Source organism: Lujinxingia vulgaris (assembly GCF_007997005.1).
Lineage (GTDB): Bacteria > Myxococcota_A > Bradymonadia > Bradymonadales > Bradymonadaceae > Lujinxingia.
This window is the reverse complement of the sequence record NZ_VOSL01000059.1, coordinates 173,254-188,461: the sequence shown is the minus strand read 5'-3', so window position 1 is coordinate 188,461 and position 15,208 is coordinate 173,254. Positions and strand designations below refer to the sequence as shown.

At 64.3% G+C, this 15,208-nt stretch carries 14 protein-coding genes; 9 read left to right on the top strand and 5 right to left on the bottom strand.

Annotation, left to right across the window (positions count from 1 at the left end):
• Positions 1 to 279 precede the first annotated feature (279 nt).
• A complete protein-coding gene (gene clpA, locus FRC96_RS15540; RefSeq protein ID WP_146975756.1) occupies positions 280 to 2,592 on the bottom strand; it encodes an ATP-dependent Clp protease ATP-binding subunit ClpA in 2,313 nt (770 codons plus the stop codon).
• 120 nt (positions 2,593 to 2,712) lie between these two features.
• The gene (locus FRC96_RS15535; RefSeq protein ID WP_146975755.1) at positions 2,713 to 3,045 is read right to left on the bottom strand and encodes an ATP-dependent Clp protease adaptor ClpS; all 333 of its coding nucleotides are present in this window, start codon (positions 3,043 to 3,045) and stop codon (positions 2,713 to 2,715) included.
• Between the two features lie 298 nt (positions 3,046 to 3,343).
• Here FRC96_RS15535 and pdxH point away from each other — a divergent pair, with 298 nt between their 5' ends.
• The 3 genes from pdxH to FRC96_RS15520 all read left to right on the top strand — a co-directional run bounded on the left by pdxH (position 3,344) and on the right by FRC96_RS15520 (position 6,731).
• On the top strand, positions 3,344 to 3,949 hold the full coding sequence (pdxH, locus tag FRC96_RS15530; RefSeq protein ID WP_146975753.1) for a pyridoxamine 5'-phosphate oxidase: 606 nt from the start codon (positions 3,344 to 3,346) through the stop codon (positions 3,947 to 3,949).
• A gap of 177 nt (positions 3,950 to 4,126) precedes the next feature.
• The gene (locus FRC96_RS15525) at positions 4,127 to 5,200 is read left to right on the top strand and encodes a hypothetical protein (protein WP_146975751.1); all 1,074 of its coding nucleotides are present in this window, start codon (positions 4,127 to 4,129) and stop codon (positions 5,198 to 5,200) included.
• A 268-nt stretch (positions 5,201 to 5,468) separates the two neighbouring features.
• Positions 5,469 to 6,731 carry a thiolase C-terminal domain-containing protein gene (locus FRC96_RS15520; RefSeq protein ID WP_146975750.1) on the top strand — a complete coding sequence of 421 codons (1,263 nt, stop codon included), beginning with the start codon at positions 5,469 to 5,471 and terminating at the stop codon, positions 6,729 to 6,731.
• Between the two features lie 106 nt (positions 6,732 to 6,837).
• Here the strand turns inward: FRC96_RS15520 and FRC96_RS15515 are convergent, their stop codons facing one another.
• Positions 6,838 to 7,599: an NTP transferase domain-containing protein gene (locus FRC96_RS15515; RefSeq protein WP_146975748.1), complete on the bottom strand. Its 762-nt coding sequence runs from the start codon at positions 7,597 to 7,599 to the stop codon at positions 6,838 to 6,840.
• A gap of 118 nt (positions 7,600 to 7,717) precedes the next feature.
• On the opposite strand from FRC96_RS15515, the gene FRC96_RS15510 reads away from it, so the two are divergent.
• The 6 genes from FRC96_RS15510 to FRC96_RS15485 all read left to right on the top strand — a co-directional run bounded on the left by FRC96_RS15510 (position 7,718) and on the right by FRC96_RS15485 (position 13,768).
• Positions 7,718 to 8,395 carry a hypothetical protein gene (locus FRC96_RS15510; RefSeq protein WP_146975746.1) on the top strand — a complete coding sequence of 226 codons (678 nt, stop codon included), beginning with the start codon at positions 7,718 to 7,720 and terminating at the stop codon, positions 8,393 to 8,395.
• A 157-nt stretch (positions 8,396 to 8,552) separates the two neighbouring features.
• Positions 8,553 to 10,001, top strand: a complete 1,449-nt coding sequence (locus FRC96_RS15505) for a response regulator (RefSeq protein ID WP_146975744.1) — start codon at positions 8,553 to 8,555, stop codon at positions 9,999 to 10,001.
• A 123-nt stretch (positions 10,002 to 10,124) separates the two neighbouring features.
• On the top strand, positions 10,125 to 10,553 hold the full coding sequence (locus FRC96_RS15500) for a hypothetical protein (protein WP_146975743.1): 429 nt from the start codon (positions 10,125 to 10,127) through the stop codon (positions 10,551 to 10,553).
• A complete protein-coding gene (locus FRC96_RS15495) occupies positions 10,550 to 11,014 on the top strand; it encodes a hypothetical protein (RefSeq protein ID WP_146975741.1) in 465 nt (154 codons plus the stop codon). Before FRC96_RS15500 ends, FRC96_RS15495 begins: the two co-directional genes overlap by 4 nt.
• 137 nt (positions 11,015 to 11,151) lie before the next feature.
• On the top strand, positions 11,152 to 12,903 hold the full coding sequence (locus FRC96_RS15490; RefSeq protein WP_230470312.1) for a TldD/PmbA family protein: 1,752 nt from the start codon (positions 11,152 to 11,154) through the stop codon (positions 12,901 to 12,903).
• 88 nt (positions 12,904 to 12,991) lie between these two features.
• Positions 12,992 to 13,768 carry a phenylalanine 4-monooxygenase gene (locus FRC96_RS15485; RefSeq protein ID WP_146975739.1) on the top strand — a complete coding sequence of 259 codons (777 nt, stop codon included), beginning with the start codon at positions 12,992 to 12,994 and terminating at the stop codon, positions 13,766 to 13,768.
• A 93-nt stretch (positions 13,769 to 13,861) separates the two neighbouring features.
• On the opposite strand, the gene FRC96_RS15480 is transcribed toward FRC96_RS15485, so the two are convergent.
• Together FRC96_RS15480 and FRC96_RS15475 are read right to left on the bottom strand one after the other, a co-directional pair.
• Positions 13,862 to 14,596: a DUF2270 domain-containing protein gene (locus FRC96_RS15480; RefSeq protein ID WP_146975737.1), complete on the bottom strand. Its 735-nt coding sequence runs from the start codon at positions 14,594 to 14,596 to the stop codon at positions 13,862 to 13,864.
• 138 nt (positions 14,597 to 14,734) lie between these two features.
• Positions 14,735 to 15,109 carry a cupredoxin domain-containing protein gene (locus tag FRC96_RS15475; protein ID WP_230470311.1) on the bottom strand — a complete coding sequence of 125 codons (375 nt, stop codon included), beginning with the start codon at positions 15,107 to 15,109 and terminating at the stop codon, positions 14,735 to 14,737.
• Positions 15,110 to 15,208: the final 99 nt, after the last annotated feature.

Sequence of the window (15,208 nt, the reverse complement as noted above, 5' to 3'; positions counted from 1 at the left end):
GTGTGTTGGTTGGGTGTGAGGCGGGCGGTGACGCAGCGCCCGGTGGCCTGCACGAGCGCGCGGGCGCCCCCGAGGACGGCGTATTCGCCGAAGAGGAAGAGTTTGGCGGGTGCCGATACAGCGGGCGCGGGCATGGGAGGTCGCTGGTAAGAAGGTCTGTTGAAACGCCCGCGCCGCGCATCCGGCGAGGAGGTCGCTCGGAGCGCGGCGTGGGAAGATAGGTGGCGTCAATGAGGCCGGGTGAGGCATTGATGCGCGACGGTTGGGAACGTCGGCGTATCAGTCGCTCTCGTTGGCCAGGGCTTCTTCCTGAACGTTGTCGGGAAAGAACTCGAAGGCCAGCGCGTCGTCTTTGACGCCGATCTGCGCCTCCCCGCCTTCTTGCAACGCCCCGAAAAGGATCTCTTCGGCCAGGGGCTGCTTGATATGCTCCTGGATGATGCGGGCCAGCGGGCGGGCGCCGAGTTTCTCGTCGTAGCCGCGGCTGGCGAGCCAGGCGCGGGCGTCGTCGTCGAGGGTCACGCGCACGTTACGATCGCTGAGCTGGAACTCCAGCTCGTCGACGAACTTGTCGACCACGCGCATGATCACGCTCTGCGGCAGGGGCTTGAAGACGATGACCCCGTCGAGGCGGTTGCGGAACTCGGGCGAGAAGGTTTTTTCCAGAGCCTTGTTGCCGCGGGAGAGGTCAATACCCTGGTTAAAGCCCACCACATTCTGCGCCATGTCCTGGGCGCCGGCGTTCGAGGTCATGATCAGGATCACGTTTCTGAAATCAGCCTCTCGCCCGTTGTTGTCGGTGAGTTTGGCGTTATCCATTACCTGCAAGAGTACGTTGAAGATGTCGGGGTGTGCCTTTTCGATCTCGTCGAGCAGGAGCACCGCGTGCGGGGTCTTGCGGATGGCCTCGGTGAGCAGGCCGCCCTGGTCGTAGCCGACGTATCCGGGAGGCGCGCCGATGAGGCGGCTCACGGCGTGGCGCTCCATGTATTCGCTCATGTCGAAGCGAATAAAGGCGATGCCCAGAGCCTGGGCCAGCTGGCGGGCGACCTCGGTCTTACCCACGCCGGTGGGGCCGGCGAAGACGAAGTTGCCCACGGGTTTGTCGGGGCGGGTCAGCCCGGCGCGGTTCATCTTGACGGCGGTGACCACCGCGTCGATGGCGTCGTCCTGACCGTAGACCGTCTCCTTGAGCGAAGCGCGCAGCTGGTGGAGGCGATCTTTTTCGCTGCCCTGCACCTTGAGCTGCGGGATGCGGGCGATCTTGGCGACGACGTCTTCGATATGGTCGGCGTCGATGGTGTTGGAGGCCAGCTCCGCGCGGCGGATGCGGTGGCGCGCGCCGGCCTCATCGATCACGTCGATGGCTTTGTCGGGCAGGGCGCGCTCGGTGATGTGTTTGGCGGCTAGATCGGCGGCCATATCGATGGCCTCATCGGTGTAGATCACGTCGTGGAAGGCCTCGTAGTGGCGCTTGAGCCCGCGCAAGATCTCGCGGGTCTCCTCGATGGTGGGCTCGATGATGTCGATCTTCTGGAAGCGGCGGGCCAGGGCGCGGTCGCGGTCAAAGCTCTTGCGGAACTCCTCGTGGGTGGTCGAGCCGATGCAGCGCAGCGAGCCGTCACCCAGCGCCGGCTTGAGGATGTTGGAGGCGTCCATGGTGGAGCCGCTGGTGGCGCCGGCGCCGACAATGGTGTGGATCTCATCGATGAAGAGGATGGCGTTATTGCGTTTCTGCAACGCCTTGATCACCGCCTTGAGGCGCTGCTCAAACTGGCCCCGGAACTTGGTGCCGGCCAGAAGCCCGCCCAGATCCAGCGACCAGATCTCGGCGTCTTCGAGCACCGAGGGCACCTGGCCGTGGGCAATGCGGCGGGCCAGCCCCTCGGCCACTGCGGTCTTGCCCACGCCCGGGTCGCCGACGAAGACCGGGTTGTTTTTGCGGCGTCGGCAGAGAACCTGGACGGTGCGCTCGATCTCGGAGTCGCGGCCGATCAGCGGGTCAATGCGACCTTTTTTGGCGCGCTCGACGAGGTTGGTGCAGTAGCTCTCCAGCGGGTTTTGCACCCCGTCGGTGTCTTCCTCCTCGTCGATGCGCGGGGAGGCGTCTTCCCAGTCGGGCTCTTCGTCGAAGGAGTCGCCGCTGCGATCGTCTTCGTCCAGGCGGCTGACGCCGTGGCTGATGTAAGAGACGACATCAAGGCGGCTGACGTTCTGGTTCTCCAGAAAGAAGACCGCGTGGCTGTCCGGCTCGCTGAAGAGGGCGACGAGCACGTTGCCGCCGTTGACCTCGGTTTGGCCGGAGGAGCGCACGTGCATGATCGCGCGCTGCATCACCCGCTGAAAGGCCACCGTCTGCACCGGCTCGGCGCTGATATCGGCCGGCAGGCGGTCGAGGTTCTCTTCGAGAAAGCCGTCGAGATCGCGGGTGAGTCGATCCACATCGGCGCCGACATGGCGCAGGATGCGGCGAGTGGTCTCGTCGTAACATAAGACGTAGAGCAGGTGCTCTAAGGTGAGATACTCGTGGCGGCGCTGCTTGGCCTCACGGACCGCCGCGAAGAGGGCGATTTCGAGATCTTTTTGAATCATGACCTAAGGCTCCGGCGAGAGGACCGCAAAGGGGTAGAGGATGGTCTCTAAGGCGCAGCACACTCCGCCTTAATGATGAAAACGAGCAAAAACACAGCGACAGCGTGGACTTCGTTGAGGCTACTCCGGCTCCATGGTGACCATCAGCGGGTGGCCCTCGCGTCGGGCAAGCGCGATGGTCGTCTCCAGCTTGGTCTCGGCAACCTCCCGGGGGTAGATGCCGGCGACGCCGCTGCCGTGGTTGTGCACGCGCAACATGATCTGGGCGCTCTCGGCGGGGCTTTTGTGAAAGACCTGCTCCAGGATCTGAACGACGAACTCCATGGTGGTGTAGTTGTCGTTATGGAAGATCACCTTGAAGAGCCGGGGTTTTTTGAGCCGGGTTTTCTTCTCGGTAACGACGTCACTATCACTATCCCAATCGTGCTGACTCAATTGCTTACTCCCATGCATGCCAGGGTGTGCGCTGAGGGGCTGAGAACCTGGCGAAACAAAGCCACAGCGGTCAGAAAGCTCATCAGGACACCTTCGGGTCGACGACGCCCAGGCCCGGTTGCGCGAGGTGCGGGATGCGCAAGCGGCGGGCACACCGGGGCGGGTGCGAAAGGTTGAATTCCTCCCCGATCCTGTCTTGTCGTTGGCGTCGCTGGCCCTTACTTACAAAGCTAAGCGCCGTTGCCACGACTGAAAGTCCGGAGCGACCCCACAGGCGCACCTGCCCGGCTAAACTAACCGAGAGGAGGCATCGATTATGCCGCAACAAGCTGTGCTGCCCTTTGAGGATCCTTTTGAGTGGTTCGACGCCTGGTTTGCTCAGGCCCGCCAGAGTGCGATGATCGAGCCCACCGCGATGAGCCTGGCCACCGTCGACGCCGACGGGCAGCCTTCGCTGCGCATTGTGTTGCTCAAGGGGTTCGACCGCAAGGGCTTTGTCTTTTACACCAACCTGCAGAGCCGCAAGGGGCGCGCGTTGCTCTCGGAGCCGCGCTGCGCGCTGACCTTCTTCTGGCCCGAGCTCGGTCGGCAGGTCCGCGTGGAGGGCGCGGCGCAGGCGGTGGGCGAGGACGAGGCGGACGCCTACTTCGCCAGCCGCCCGCGGGAGAGCCAGCTGGGGGCCTGGGCCTCGCAGCAGAGCCGCGAGCTGGCCTCGCGCGCCGATCTTGAGGCGGCGCTGGCTGAGGTCACCGCCCGATTTGAGGGGCAGCCGGTGACGCGCCCGCCGCACTGGTCGGGGATGCGCGTGGTGCCCACGCGCATCGAGTTCTGGCAGGCCGGGGAGGCGCGCCTCCACGATCGCTGGGAGTTTGTGCGCCGCGCGCCGCAGGCGCCCTTTGAGCGCCGCCGTCTCTTCCCCTGAGGCGCCTGTCTCTGCGCTCAAGCGTCGGTGTCGGCGTTGACCCTCTGCGGTTGGGGCGTTAGGTTTGGCGCGTTCTTCACCATGATGCCGCTCCCGCTGCGCTCGCCATCGTTACGGCGCGTGCGGGGGATGCGGCGTGGATCTTGAACCTGCAGCGGGGAAGCCCGGAGGGCGACGATGAGTCAGAATCAAACGAAGGGAAGTTATATGAAAGAGGCCGTCTCGCTGCTGGGCGCGACGGTGCCGCTCTTAGGGCTGAACGCGGCGGTGTACGCCGGGTTTTTCCTGGTGGCGGTGATCTGGTTTGCGATCTGGGGGGCGATCGCGTTTTTCGTCTCCAAGCTGGTGCCGATCGCGGGCGTGATCTGCATGCTCTTTGCGATGGGGGCAGGGGGATTCGCCTGGCGCATGGCGCGGCGCTACCTGCTCTACATGGTCAAAGGCGCGCATATCGCGGCGATGACCGAGGTGATGCTGGGCCGCGAGGTGCCCAAAGGTCCCGGCCAGATCCAGTACGCGCGCGACATTGTCACCAAATATTTCAAAGACGTCTCGGTGCTCTTCGGGCTCGACGCGTTGATCAACGGCACGGTCAAAGCGTTTACCAACACCTTTGTGCGCATCATCAACTTCATCCCGCTGCCCGGCGACTTCCGAAAGCTCATTCGCATCGTGCAGGGGATCATCAACCGCTCGCTCTCGTACGTGGATGAGGCGATCCTGAGCTATGCGATCGCGCAGCGCGAGGAGAACGTCTGGAACAGCGCGCGCCACGGCATCGTGCTCTACGGTCAGAGTTATAAGCCGATCCTCTTTACGACGCTCAAGGCGTGGGTGCTGGGTAAGGTCTTTGGCGTGGCCTTTTTCCTGATGATCATCGTGCCCGGTCTGCTCGTCTCCAGCCTGCTGGGGCCGGAGTGGGAAACGCTCGGGTTTATTATCGCCCTGGTGCTCGCTGGCGTGGGCGGACGCCTGCTGGAGCTGGCGTTTTATGAGCCCTTCGCGCTGGCGTACACGATCGTGACCTACCACCGTGAGATCGCCGGCAAGCAGCCCGATCCGGTGTGGGATAAGAAGTTGCAGGATGCCAGCGAGTCCTTCCGTAACCTCATCGGCAAGGCCAAAGAAGCCGGCGTGAAGGCCGGCGATCGCATCGCGCTACCGGAGCCGGCACCGGCCGCGGCCGCCGCCGGTTCGCAGCAGGCGCCTAACCCGCAGAACACCAACCCCCCGGGCGGCTCCGGCTGGTGAGGTCCCATAGACCTTTTTAGTCGCCGTGCCGCCGGGCTGAGCTCGTTTTTGAGCCGGCCAGAGCGCTGAGCGCACCAGGGGTAGCAGCAGAGGGCGCGCGCGGAATGCGAGGCGCCCTTTGCCCGTTGTTTGGCTGCTTCGAGTGGTGTAACCCAGAGCCATCTTCAAACACGGCGCCCGGCTTTTGGCCGGCGTCGCGATTCGCGCCCATCCCTTTCCATGTGCGCCCCGCAGCCTCAACGCGGCGGCGCTCAGCCCAGGAGAACGCATGAAACCCCTTAAGCGCATCTTTGTGGTCGGCGGCGAGCTGACGACCTTTATCGGTAAAGGTCACCCGGATTTTGTGTGGAAGAAGCACCCGGACTTCGGCAAGCGCGAAAATCCCACCCTGGAAGCGTATCTGACGCAGGCGATCAACGGCGCGCTGGAAAAGACCGGTGTGGACGCCGAGGCCATCGATCGCGGCTTTGTCGGTAACTTCGCCGGCGAGCTTTTTAACTCCCAGGGTCACCTGGGTGCGATGGCCGTGCGCGCCAACGAAAAACTCGTGGGCAAGCCCTTCACCCGTCTTGAAGGGGCATGCGCCTCCGGTGGCCTGGCGATCCTCTCGGCGATGGACGCGCTCCACGCCGGCAGCGACGTGGTCATGGCCGTGGGTGCCGAGGTGCAGACCACGGTGAGCGCCCGCGAAGGCGCCGGATTCCTGGCGCGCGCCTCGCACTGGGAGGAGGAGCGCTCCATCGACGAGTTCACCTTCCCGGCGATGTTTGCTCGCCGCGCCAAGCATTACAAAGAGGCGTTCGGTGTGACCGACGAAGACATCGCGCATGTCACGGTCAAAGCCTACGAGAACGCCAATAAGAACCCCAAGGCGCACATGAGCAAGGTGAGCTGGGATCTGGAGAGCGCCTCCAAACCCGGCGACCGCAACCCGGCCTTCCTGGGCAATGAGGAGCTCAAGCCGCACCTGAAGGTCTCGGATTGCTCGCAGGTCAGCGACGGCGGCGCGGCGGTGATCCTGGCGACCGAAGAAGGTCTGAAGAAGCTGGGCAAGAAGCCCGAAGACTGCATTGAGGTCCTGGCCTACGCCCAGGCGACCAGCCCGCTCGGTCAGGTCAAAGATTATACCGTGCTCGACAACACGAAGATGGCCGCCGACCAGGTCTACGCCGACGCCGGGATCACCCCGGAGCAGGTGCAGGTCGCCGAGGTCCACGACTGCTTCGCGGTCACCGAGCTCCTGATGTACGAAGCGCTGGGCTTTGCCGAGAAGGGCAAGGGCGCCGAGCTTGCGCGCGCTGGCGAGACCGGCCTCACGGGTAAGATCCCGGTGAACACCGGCGGCGGGCTCCTGGCCTTTGGCCACCCGGTGGGTGCCACCGGCGTCAAACAGCTTCTGGAGGTCTACCGCCAGATGAAGGGGCAGTGCGGCGACTACCAGCTCGCCGAGCGTCCGCAGATTGGCCTGACGGCGAACATGGGCGGCGACGACCGCACCACGGTGTGCATCGCCCTTAAAGATGTGCGCTGAGGCGGTTGTTTGATCGTCTAATGATCAAAAAGCCCCGATGTCGCAGGACATCGGGGCTTTTTGCGCTCTGGCGCAGCGCGTTGCAGCTCGTGGATCGAAGGTGCGCTCAGTGCTGATGCGCGCGCCAGCCTGCGATCAGGCGCTCGGCGTGGGCGCGGGCGCCGGGGGTGTCGACGTCTTGCCAGAGGCGCGGGCCAATGTCCCAGAAGCCGAAGGCCGACTCAGCGTGCAGCGCGCGCACCGCGTCGGAGGTGGAGCAGTCGCCGCGGCGCTCGCGCGCGCCGACGAGCGCGTCGACAAAGCCCTCATCGCACCAGAAGAGCCCGGCGTCGACCGCGTCAAAGCGGGTGAGCTCTTTGCCGATGGCGAAGTCGCCGGCGTCCATAGCGAGCTTGGTGGCGTCGGGCATATCGAAGATCGTCTCGAGCTTGCGGTCGATCATCAGCGCGCCCTGCCAGCTCGAAGGTCGCTCGGCGTCGAAGGCGCGCAGATCGTCGAAGAGGACGGGCTCGAAGAGGTGGTCGCTCATCGTGAGCCAGAAGGGGCCTGGCACAGCGGCGTCTCGGAGTGCGGCGGCGCCCACGAGCACAGACGTGCCATTCTGGCCCTCGAAGTTCGGGTTGAAGGCGCAATGAAGGCGCATACCTTCGGGCAACTCAACCTTTTGCAGTGCATCTTCCAGACCCTCATGGGCGTAGCCGGTGACGACGACCACGTGCGCCACCCCCAGCTGATGCAGGCCGGCCAGGTGATGATCGATCATGGGGCGGCCACCGACCTCGGCCAGAAGTTTGTAGCCCTCCTCGGCGTTGAGGCGGCTACCAAAGCCAGCAGCGAGGATGACGGCGGCGCGGGTGGTCTGGGGCATGGCGTACTCAAGAGGCGCAGGGAATCGGAAGAGGGGGCGGATTTGTTTTGCCAGACGCAGGCGTTACTATGATGGAGAGTCGCGATCAACCCGACACACGACGATCAGGGAAGAGACGATGAACGATTCAAACCGAAAGCCTTCGCTCCTGGTGGAGATCGCCCTGTGGTGTGCCGCCAGCGTCGTCATGATCGGTGCGGCAGTGATGGGGCTTCATCTCTTCATGCACACCGACGTGCCCGCGCCGGCTGCGGATCTTGGCTATGCCCTGGTCGCCACGATGCTCACCCTGACCTGGGGGAGCTGGGCGGCGTTGATCTGGAGTAAGCGGCGAGTCGCACGAACATTGATGGGGCTGAGCGTGGTCGTGCCGGGGCTGGTGATGGCGGTGTTTGGCTTCTGGGCTTTTGCGCACATGCCGGAGCTTATCAAGGTATGGCGACCGGGCTTGCTGGTGGTCGGTGTGCATGGCGTGGGTGCCGCCCTCTTTAGCGCGGTGATGCTGGGGCAGCCGGCGATGCGCGGAGCTCGCCATGATGAAGCTCTGGACCGCGCGCTGCGCGCTCGCGAGCTCGCCGCAGGCTGGTTGCTGTACCCGCTGCTGACCTTCGGCTGCGGTGCGGCCATCGCGATGAGCGTGATGGGCTGGAGCAGCCTGGGCACGATCTCGGAGACGCTGACCAGCCCCGCGCGTTGGATCGCCGCGGCGATGGCGCTCTCGGTTTACACCACGGTGATTCCCGCCTCGGCGGCGATCCTGTGTCGGCGCGTGGCCCGCGCGGTGCGCGCAAGCTGAGAGCGATCGAGGGGGCTGTAGCCCCCGGCACAGGGCTTGGGTGATTGACGCTGGCGGTTCGGGCTCAGGGCGCGTTATAGTGCGCGTCTTGCTGGCTTGCAGTGGGGGAAGTCGGCCGAGGGGATCACAACGACGTTCAGCGCGAGAAGTCAGACTTATGACGCGGACCATTCAGCGAACGCCAGTGGCATCACAGGGGGATGAACGAGGGAACGGTCTGGGACAAGAACCCACCGACCTCCAGCAGGACACCGAGGGGCAGCGCGAGCCCTACAAAGTGCTCATCGTCGACGACGAGACGCACATCCTCAAAGCCGTTCAGCGCCTCTTTCTGGGGCAGGGCTACCACGTGCTCACCGCGCCCAGCGGAGCCGACGCCGTGGAGCTCTTTCGCGAGCACAACATCGCGGTGATCATCAGCGATCAGCGCATGCCCGGGTTAAGCGGGGCGGCGCTGCTCAATTACGTGCGCAAGAAGTCACCCTACACGGTGCGCATCATGCTCACCGGCAACAATGACGTGGCCACCGCCATTGAGGCGATCAACCAGGGGGAGGTCTTTCGCTTTATCACCAAGCCCTGGGACCACGACGAGTTTTTGAAGATCGTGGGGCTGGCGATCGAGCATCACGAGCTTTTGATCTCGAAGGTGCGCTACGAAGAGCATATCCGCGGGCAGAACCAGCAGCTCAGCGCGCTGAACGCCGAGCTCAGCGATCTCAACGAAGATCTGGAGCGTCGCGTCGAGGAGCGCACCCGCGAGGTGGTCAGTCGTCAGGAGGAGATCGAGCGTCTCTACCGCGAGCTTCAGGGGAGCTTCGACGCGACGATCAAGGCGCTGGTCTCCATCATGGAGCTTGGCGAGGTGCACGTTATCGAGCACTGCCAGCGGACCGCGGAGCGCGTGCGGATGTTCTGCGAGATGCTGGAGCTTTCCGAAGACGAGTGTAAAGAGATCGAGCGGGCCACGCTCTTGCACTGGATAGGTCTTATCAACGCGCCGCCGCGCGTCTTCGAGAAACCGGTCGAGGAGCTCGACGAAGAGGCCAAGGCCAGCTGGGAGTTTCATACGGTGCTCGGTCAGCAGGCGATCCACCACGTGCCCGCGCTGCGGGAGCCGGGGCGGATGATCCTGCATTACCTGCGCCGCCACGATGATCCGAGCTTTGGTGCCGAACAGATCGATCCGGCCACCGGACAGGCCTACGGGGAGGCGTTTGTGCGCGGGTGTCAGATTCTGGGCATCTGCAGCACGTTTGAGCGGGTGCGTACCGGGCTGCGCGGCAGCGAGCGCACCGAGGTGGCCGGCGCGGTGGAGCGGGGCTTGAGGCTTCTGAAGGAGGGGGCGGCCGACGGCGCCTTTGATCCGGCGCTGGTGCGGCGTTTTGGCGACATGGTGGCCCGGGAGATGGCCACCGCGCGCACCAAAGAGGTGGTGGTGCGCTTTGATGAGCTGCGCCCGGGCATGGTGCTGGCGCGTCCGCTGGAGACCGCCCAGGGCATCCCGGTGGCGCCTCGCGATATGATCATTACCGATGAGCTCATTGCGCGTCTGGGGCGTTTTCAGGAGTCCAACGGGCTCAATGAGATCCGGGTCTGGGGTTGAGCGCCGGGGCGCAGCGTTGGCGTGGCGTGAAGGCGGGCCGGTGGAATGGTCCGCAGGGGGCCGCCGGTTGTGGCAGTGCGGGCCACCCGGCCCGACGCCCGCTTACGAGGAGGACGCGCCCCGATGGATTTGACCTTTAAGATCGTACGTCGCCTGCTTCGCGACGACGATGTGGCCTTCAGCCGCAATCGCAACTTCGAGGCTTATCAGGATCCCCGGGTCAAGCGCGCGCTGCGCCTGTACCGGCATCTGCGCAGCCTGGAGCGCGATTTGCTTCGGCTGGGCCAGCCCGACCAGGTGCGCCTGGAGGCGGTGGAGCGCGAGGGGGAGCAGGTGGTGGTGCGCCTGGAGTTTCTGGAGCAACGCGGAGAACGCGTCAGCTACCTGAGCGCCGAGGAGTGGGGGCTGCTCCTGGAAAGCGAGCGGGTCTGCGCTATACTATCGGACCTATTGGAGAAGGCCCCCGCGGCGGTGCGCCGCGCGTTGGGACGCGAGTACATCGAGCGTCCCGACCAGGCGGAGGTCGACGCTGCGACGAACGAGGTGAAATGATGCGATGGCGAGCGGTATGGATGGTGGCGGTGAGTCTGGCGTGGGTGTTGAGCGGTTGCGCGAGCGCACCCGGAGTGCCGGGGTCGGATCCGATGCCCGAGGGCCGGAGCTACTCCGGGCTGTGGTACTCTCAGCAGTTTGAGCACATGTACCTGGAGCAGGTTGGCGAGCGCGTCACCGGCGTCTACTCCTATGGGAGCGGCGGCACGATCGAGGGTGAACTCAAGGGCAACCGCCTGCTCTTTGACTGGGAGGAGCCCGGCGACCGCACCCAGGCGCGCGCGACGATGCGCGGACAGGGCTACTTTTTGCTCGTCGACGACGGCCAGACGGTGCGACTCGACGGGGAGTGGGGCTACGGCGACGATCGCCGCGGCAAGGGCCCCTGGACCGCCGAGTACATCCGGGAGCTTGAAGCGGATGATCCCGCGACCGTGCAGCAGATTCGTCAGGTGCATTGAGCAATACCATAAAGACTCAGCGCTCCGAGGGGCGCGAGCATCGAGTCTTACCAGGGATGGGACCACCTCCGGCGATGGCGAGAGGTGGTTGAACAGCGCGCCCGATGAGGGCGCTTCACACGTCAAAAAGGCAGTGCATGAGCGCAGGGTTGATGGGCAGGGTCAGCGGAAGGCTGTTGGCCGGGATGATGGTGGCGATGGTCGGCTGTGCGGCCGCTCCGACGGCGAGTGAGCCCTCTGCGGTGGTGTTGACCGGCCCGGATGGCTCGGAGCGTGAGGCGGTCGTGAGCACGCTCAATGCCGAGCTTGAGCGCTCGATGGAGCGGCTGCGCCTGGACGATTACGAGGGCCCCTACTTTCTCTCCTACCAGCTCAAGGACGACGAGTCGGTGACCATCGGTGGCAAGTTCGGCGCGCTGACGACCGACTCGCACAGCCGCCAGCGCTACGCCTATGTCGAGAGCCGGGTGGGCTCGTATGACTTCGACAACTTCGCCAACATCGACGCGGAGAGCTACCGCATGGCCAACTTCCGGGCCGATGTGCTGGTTCCGCTCGATGATGGTGAGGCGCTCCGAGGCGCCCTCTGGCTGCTCACCGACGAGACGTACAAAAAGGCCTTGAGCGACTACCTGACCAAGCGGGGCGGCGCGGTCTACGAGGCTGAAGAAGAGGTCGAGGTTCCCAGCTTCTCGCGCGAAGAGCCCGTGAGTCATCGCGGCCCCTCGCTGCCGCTGGAGCTCGATGAGGCGGCCTGGCGCGAGCAGGTGCGCCGTATCACCGGCGAGCTCAAGGCGCATACCTTTTTGCTTGACGCGTCGATGGAGGTCTCCGCGCAGCGTGTGGTGCGCTACCTGGTCAACAGCGAGGGCAGCGAGGTGGTCGATGAGCAGCGCCTCTACACCATTCAGGCGCAGGCCTACACCCGCGCCGATGACGGGATGTTGCTGGAGAATAGTCGACTTTTTTACGCCCGGGATCTTCATGCGCTACCGAGCTGGGAGGTCGTGGAGTCGGCTGTGGCCGAGATGATCGAGGAGTTGCGCCTGCTGCGTGAGGCCGAGGTGATCGACCCCTACACCGGCCCGGCGATCCTCGCTCCGGAAGCCACCGGGGTGCTTTTTCATGAAGCGGTCGGCCATCGTCTGGAGGGCGAGCGCCAGCGCGATGAGCAGGAAGGGCGCACCTTCCAGGGGCGCGTAGGCAAGGTTGTGTTGCCGGAGTTTATCTCGGTGTACGACGACCCGCTCCTCTCGGAGGTCAACGGTGTGCAGCTCAACGGCTACTACACCCACGACGATGAGGGCGTCCCGGCGCAGCGCGCCGAGTTGATTGAAGAGGGCGTGCTCCGCGGATTTTTGATGAGCCGCACGCCGATTGAGGGCGTCGACAGTTCCAACGGCCACGGCCGCGCTCAGGGAGTGAACGTGCCGCGGGCGCGCATGGCCAACCTGGTGGTGGAGGCCACCGAGGAGGCTCAGGTGAGCTTTGAGGAGCTGCGCGAGCGGCTGCTCGACGAGGTGCGCCGGCAGGGCAAACCCTACGGCCTGTTGATTCAAGATATCACCGGCGGATCGACCAATACGCTTGGCTACGGCTATCAGGCGTTTAAAGGTGTACCGCGTATGATCTACCGCATCGACGCCGAGACGGGCGAGCAGGAGCTTGTGCGCGGGGTGGAACTCGTGGGCACGCCGCTCTCGAGCATCAACAAGATCGTCGCGGCCTCTCAGGAGACGGGGATCTTTAACGGGTATTGTGGCGCGGAGAGCGGGTACGTGCCGGTGTCCACCGTGGCGCCGGCGATTCTGACCACCGAGATCGAGCTGCAGCGCACCCAGCAGGCGCGCGAGCGCCGCCCGATTCTCTCGCCGCCCTGGGCCCCTTAAGTTCCACCGAAGTTGGGATAGGCGCGCGGCGGAGTTTTTGCGATAAGATCCCGATCACGTCGACACACTGCCAACACGAGGAGCCATCATGGAACGTGCAGCACAGGAGCAGGAGCTCGCTGGCCTTAAAATGGACGGTGCGGGGTTTATCTCGCACGAGGGCCGCACCTACAGCGAGGAAGAGAACGCGGTCTGGAAGCTGCTCTGCGAGCGGCGTATGGCGAAGCTCCCCGAGACCGCCTGTGAGGCGTGGCTCGATGGGGTGGAAAAGCTGAAGATGCCCCTCGATCGCGTACCGCTCTTTGACGAGCTCAACGCCAACCTGCGCCCGCTCACCCGCTGGGAGCTGCGTGCGGTCAACGGGTTTATCCCCGCCGAGATGTTCTTTGGCTCGATGGCCAAACGGCAGTTCCCCTCGACTCTGGAGATCCGCCCGATGGATCGGCTGGAGTACCTTCAGGAACCGGATATTTTTCACGACGTCTTCGGGCATGTGCCGATGCACACCGACCCGGTCTTTGCGGACTTTGTGCAGGAGTACGGTCAGCTGGTAACCGAGCTCGACGATCGCGATAAGTTCGACGCGATGGCGCGCCTGTGGTGGTACACCGTGGAGTTCGGGCTGGTGGAAGAGGCCGGTCAGGTCAAACTCTATGGCTCGGGGCTGATGTCGTCTTTTGGTGAGGCCGACAACGTCTTTGACGGCGGCCCGGAGATTCGCCCTTTTGATCTCGATGAGGTGATCTCGACGCCCTTCCGCATCGACATCTACCAGCCGATCTTCTGGGTGGCCGAGGGTTTTGATCAGCTTCGGGACTCGGTCCAGGAGCTGCGCCGTCGCTGGGCCGAAGAGCTGACGAACTGAGTGTGTTGAGGTGACCTGCATCGCGGGTCGCCGACGCGTATGCGCAGAGAGCCCGGCCTCATCGGCCGGGCTCTTCTCGTTTCGGGAGCGCTCTCAGTGTTTGGGATCGTGGCGGTGGAAGTTCTCTTCTTCATCGAGCGCCATGCGTCGATGAAAGATCGGCAGGCGAAAGAGGCGCTCAATCGGGGAGGGGAGCTGTTGCCAGGCGACCATCTGTTCGGAGGGAGCACGCAGCGCTACGAAGATCACGAAGAGGGTCAGCGAGATGACCATCGTCATGGTCATCGGCCCGCTAATGTAGCCGATGTGGGCGCGGCGCACGAAGTACTCCGCGCTGGAGACGGGCGTGGGGTGAATGAAGAGCTTAAGGCACCAGGTACCCAGGGCGATGAGCTGGATGTAGCCGTAGTTTCGGCGCAGCCGGTAGCCCAGCGCGTCGATCAGGCTGAGCTGGGGGTAGGAGTGGCCCAGGTCGTCGGCCAGGGATTTAAGCTCGCGCCGCGCGTGTTCGGGAGAGGGGCCATGCCCGGGGGCAAGCTGGGCGGCGATGAAGTAACGATCCAGGCAGCGTATGCGTCGTCGCCATAGATCGTAGAGCTGATAGCGCCGGCTCTCCATGATCAGCAGCAGGAAGTTCACCCCGATCAGCAGCAAGACGATAAAGTGCGGGGTGTCGGGCTGGGAGAGGGTAAAGGAGAGCATCGCCGCGTTGGTGACGATCGCCCAGTTGGTCGTGGCGTCCAGGCGCTGGCGCCAGACGTCGGCATGCATCACGCTGGCGCGGTAGAAGTGGGCCATTACAGTTTGATCTGGCGACGCGTCGTCCATGCTCTCTCCCCCCCTGTGATGGTGGTGCCGATGCGTCCGTGTTCAAGGTGCCGCCGGCGGGTTTTCGGGCGGTGAAAAAAAAGAGCGCCCACCGCGCAGGCGGTGAGCGCTCTTTAAGCGCGTGCCTGAGCTCGCGGCTTACTGCACGATAACCGTCAGCTGCATGCGGTCGTCGAAGCGGTTGGAGACGGCGAATTCGCCGGTGGTATCAAAGGTATAAGACCACTCCTGGTTGGCGTCGAGGTTCTGGTCGACGTTGAGCGCGGCGATGTTGATGTTGTGGCGCTCCGGATCGCGGTTCTTGAAGGTCACCGTGGTGCCGGCCGGAATGGTGAGGCTGCTCGGGTTGTAGCGGAACTGGTAGAGCACCACCGAGCGGCTTTCGGGAGCGTTCGAGGACTGCGCCGCCGAGTCGTCAGGCACGGTGTCGCCGCCACCGCAGGCCGCGGTGAAGGCCATAAGGCTGACGAGCATGGCGATGGACATAGCTTTAGCGGCAAAACGGATGAACATGGAATTCCTCCTAAACATAGAGCCAGTTCAGATCACAGGACGCGACGACGCGTGAAGGTGTTATACAGAAGTTCATCGCACGTCGACTACAGGTGGGAA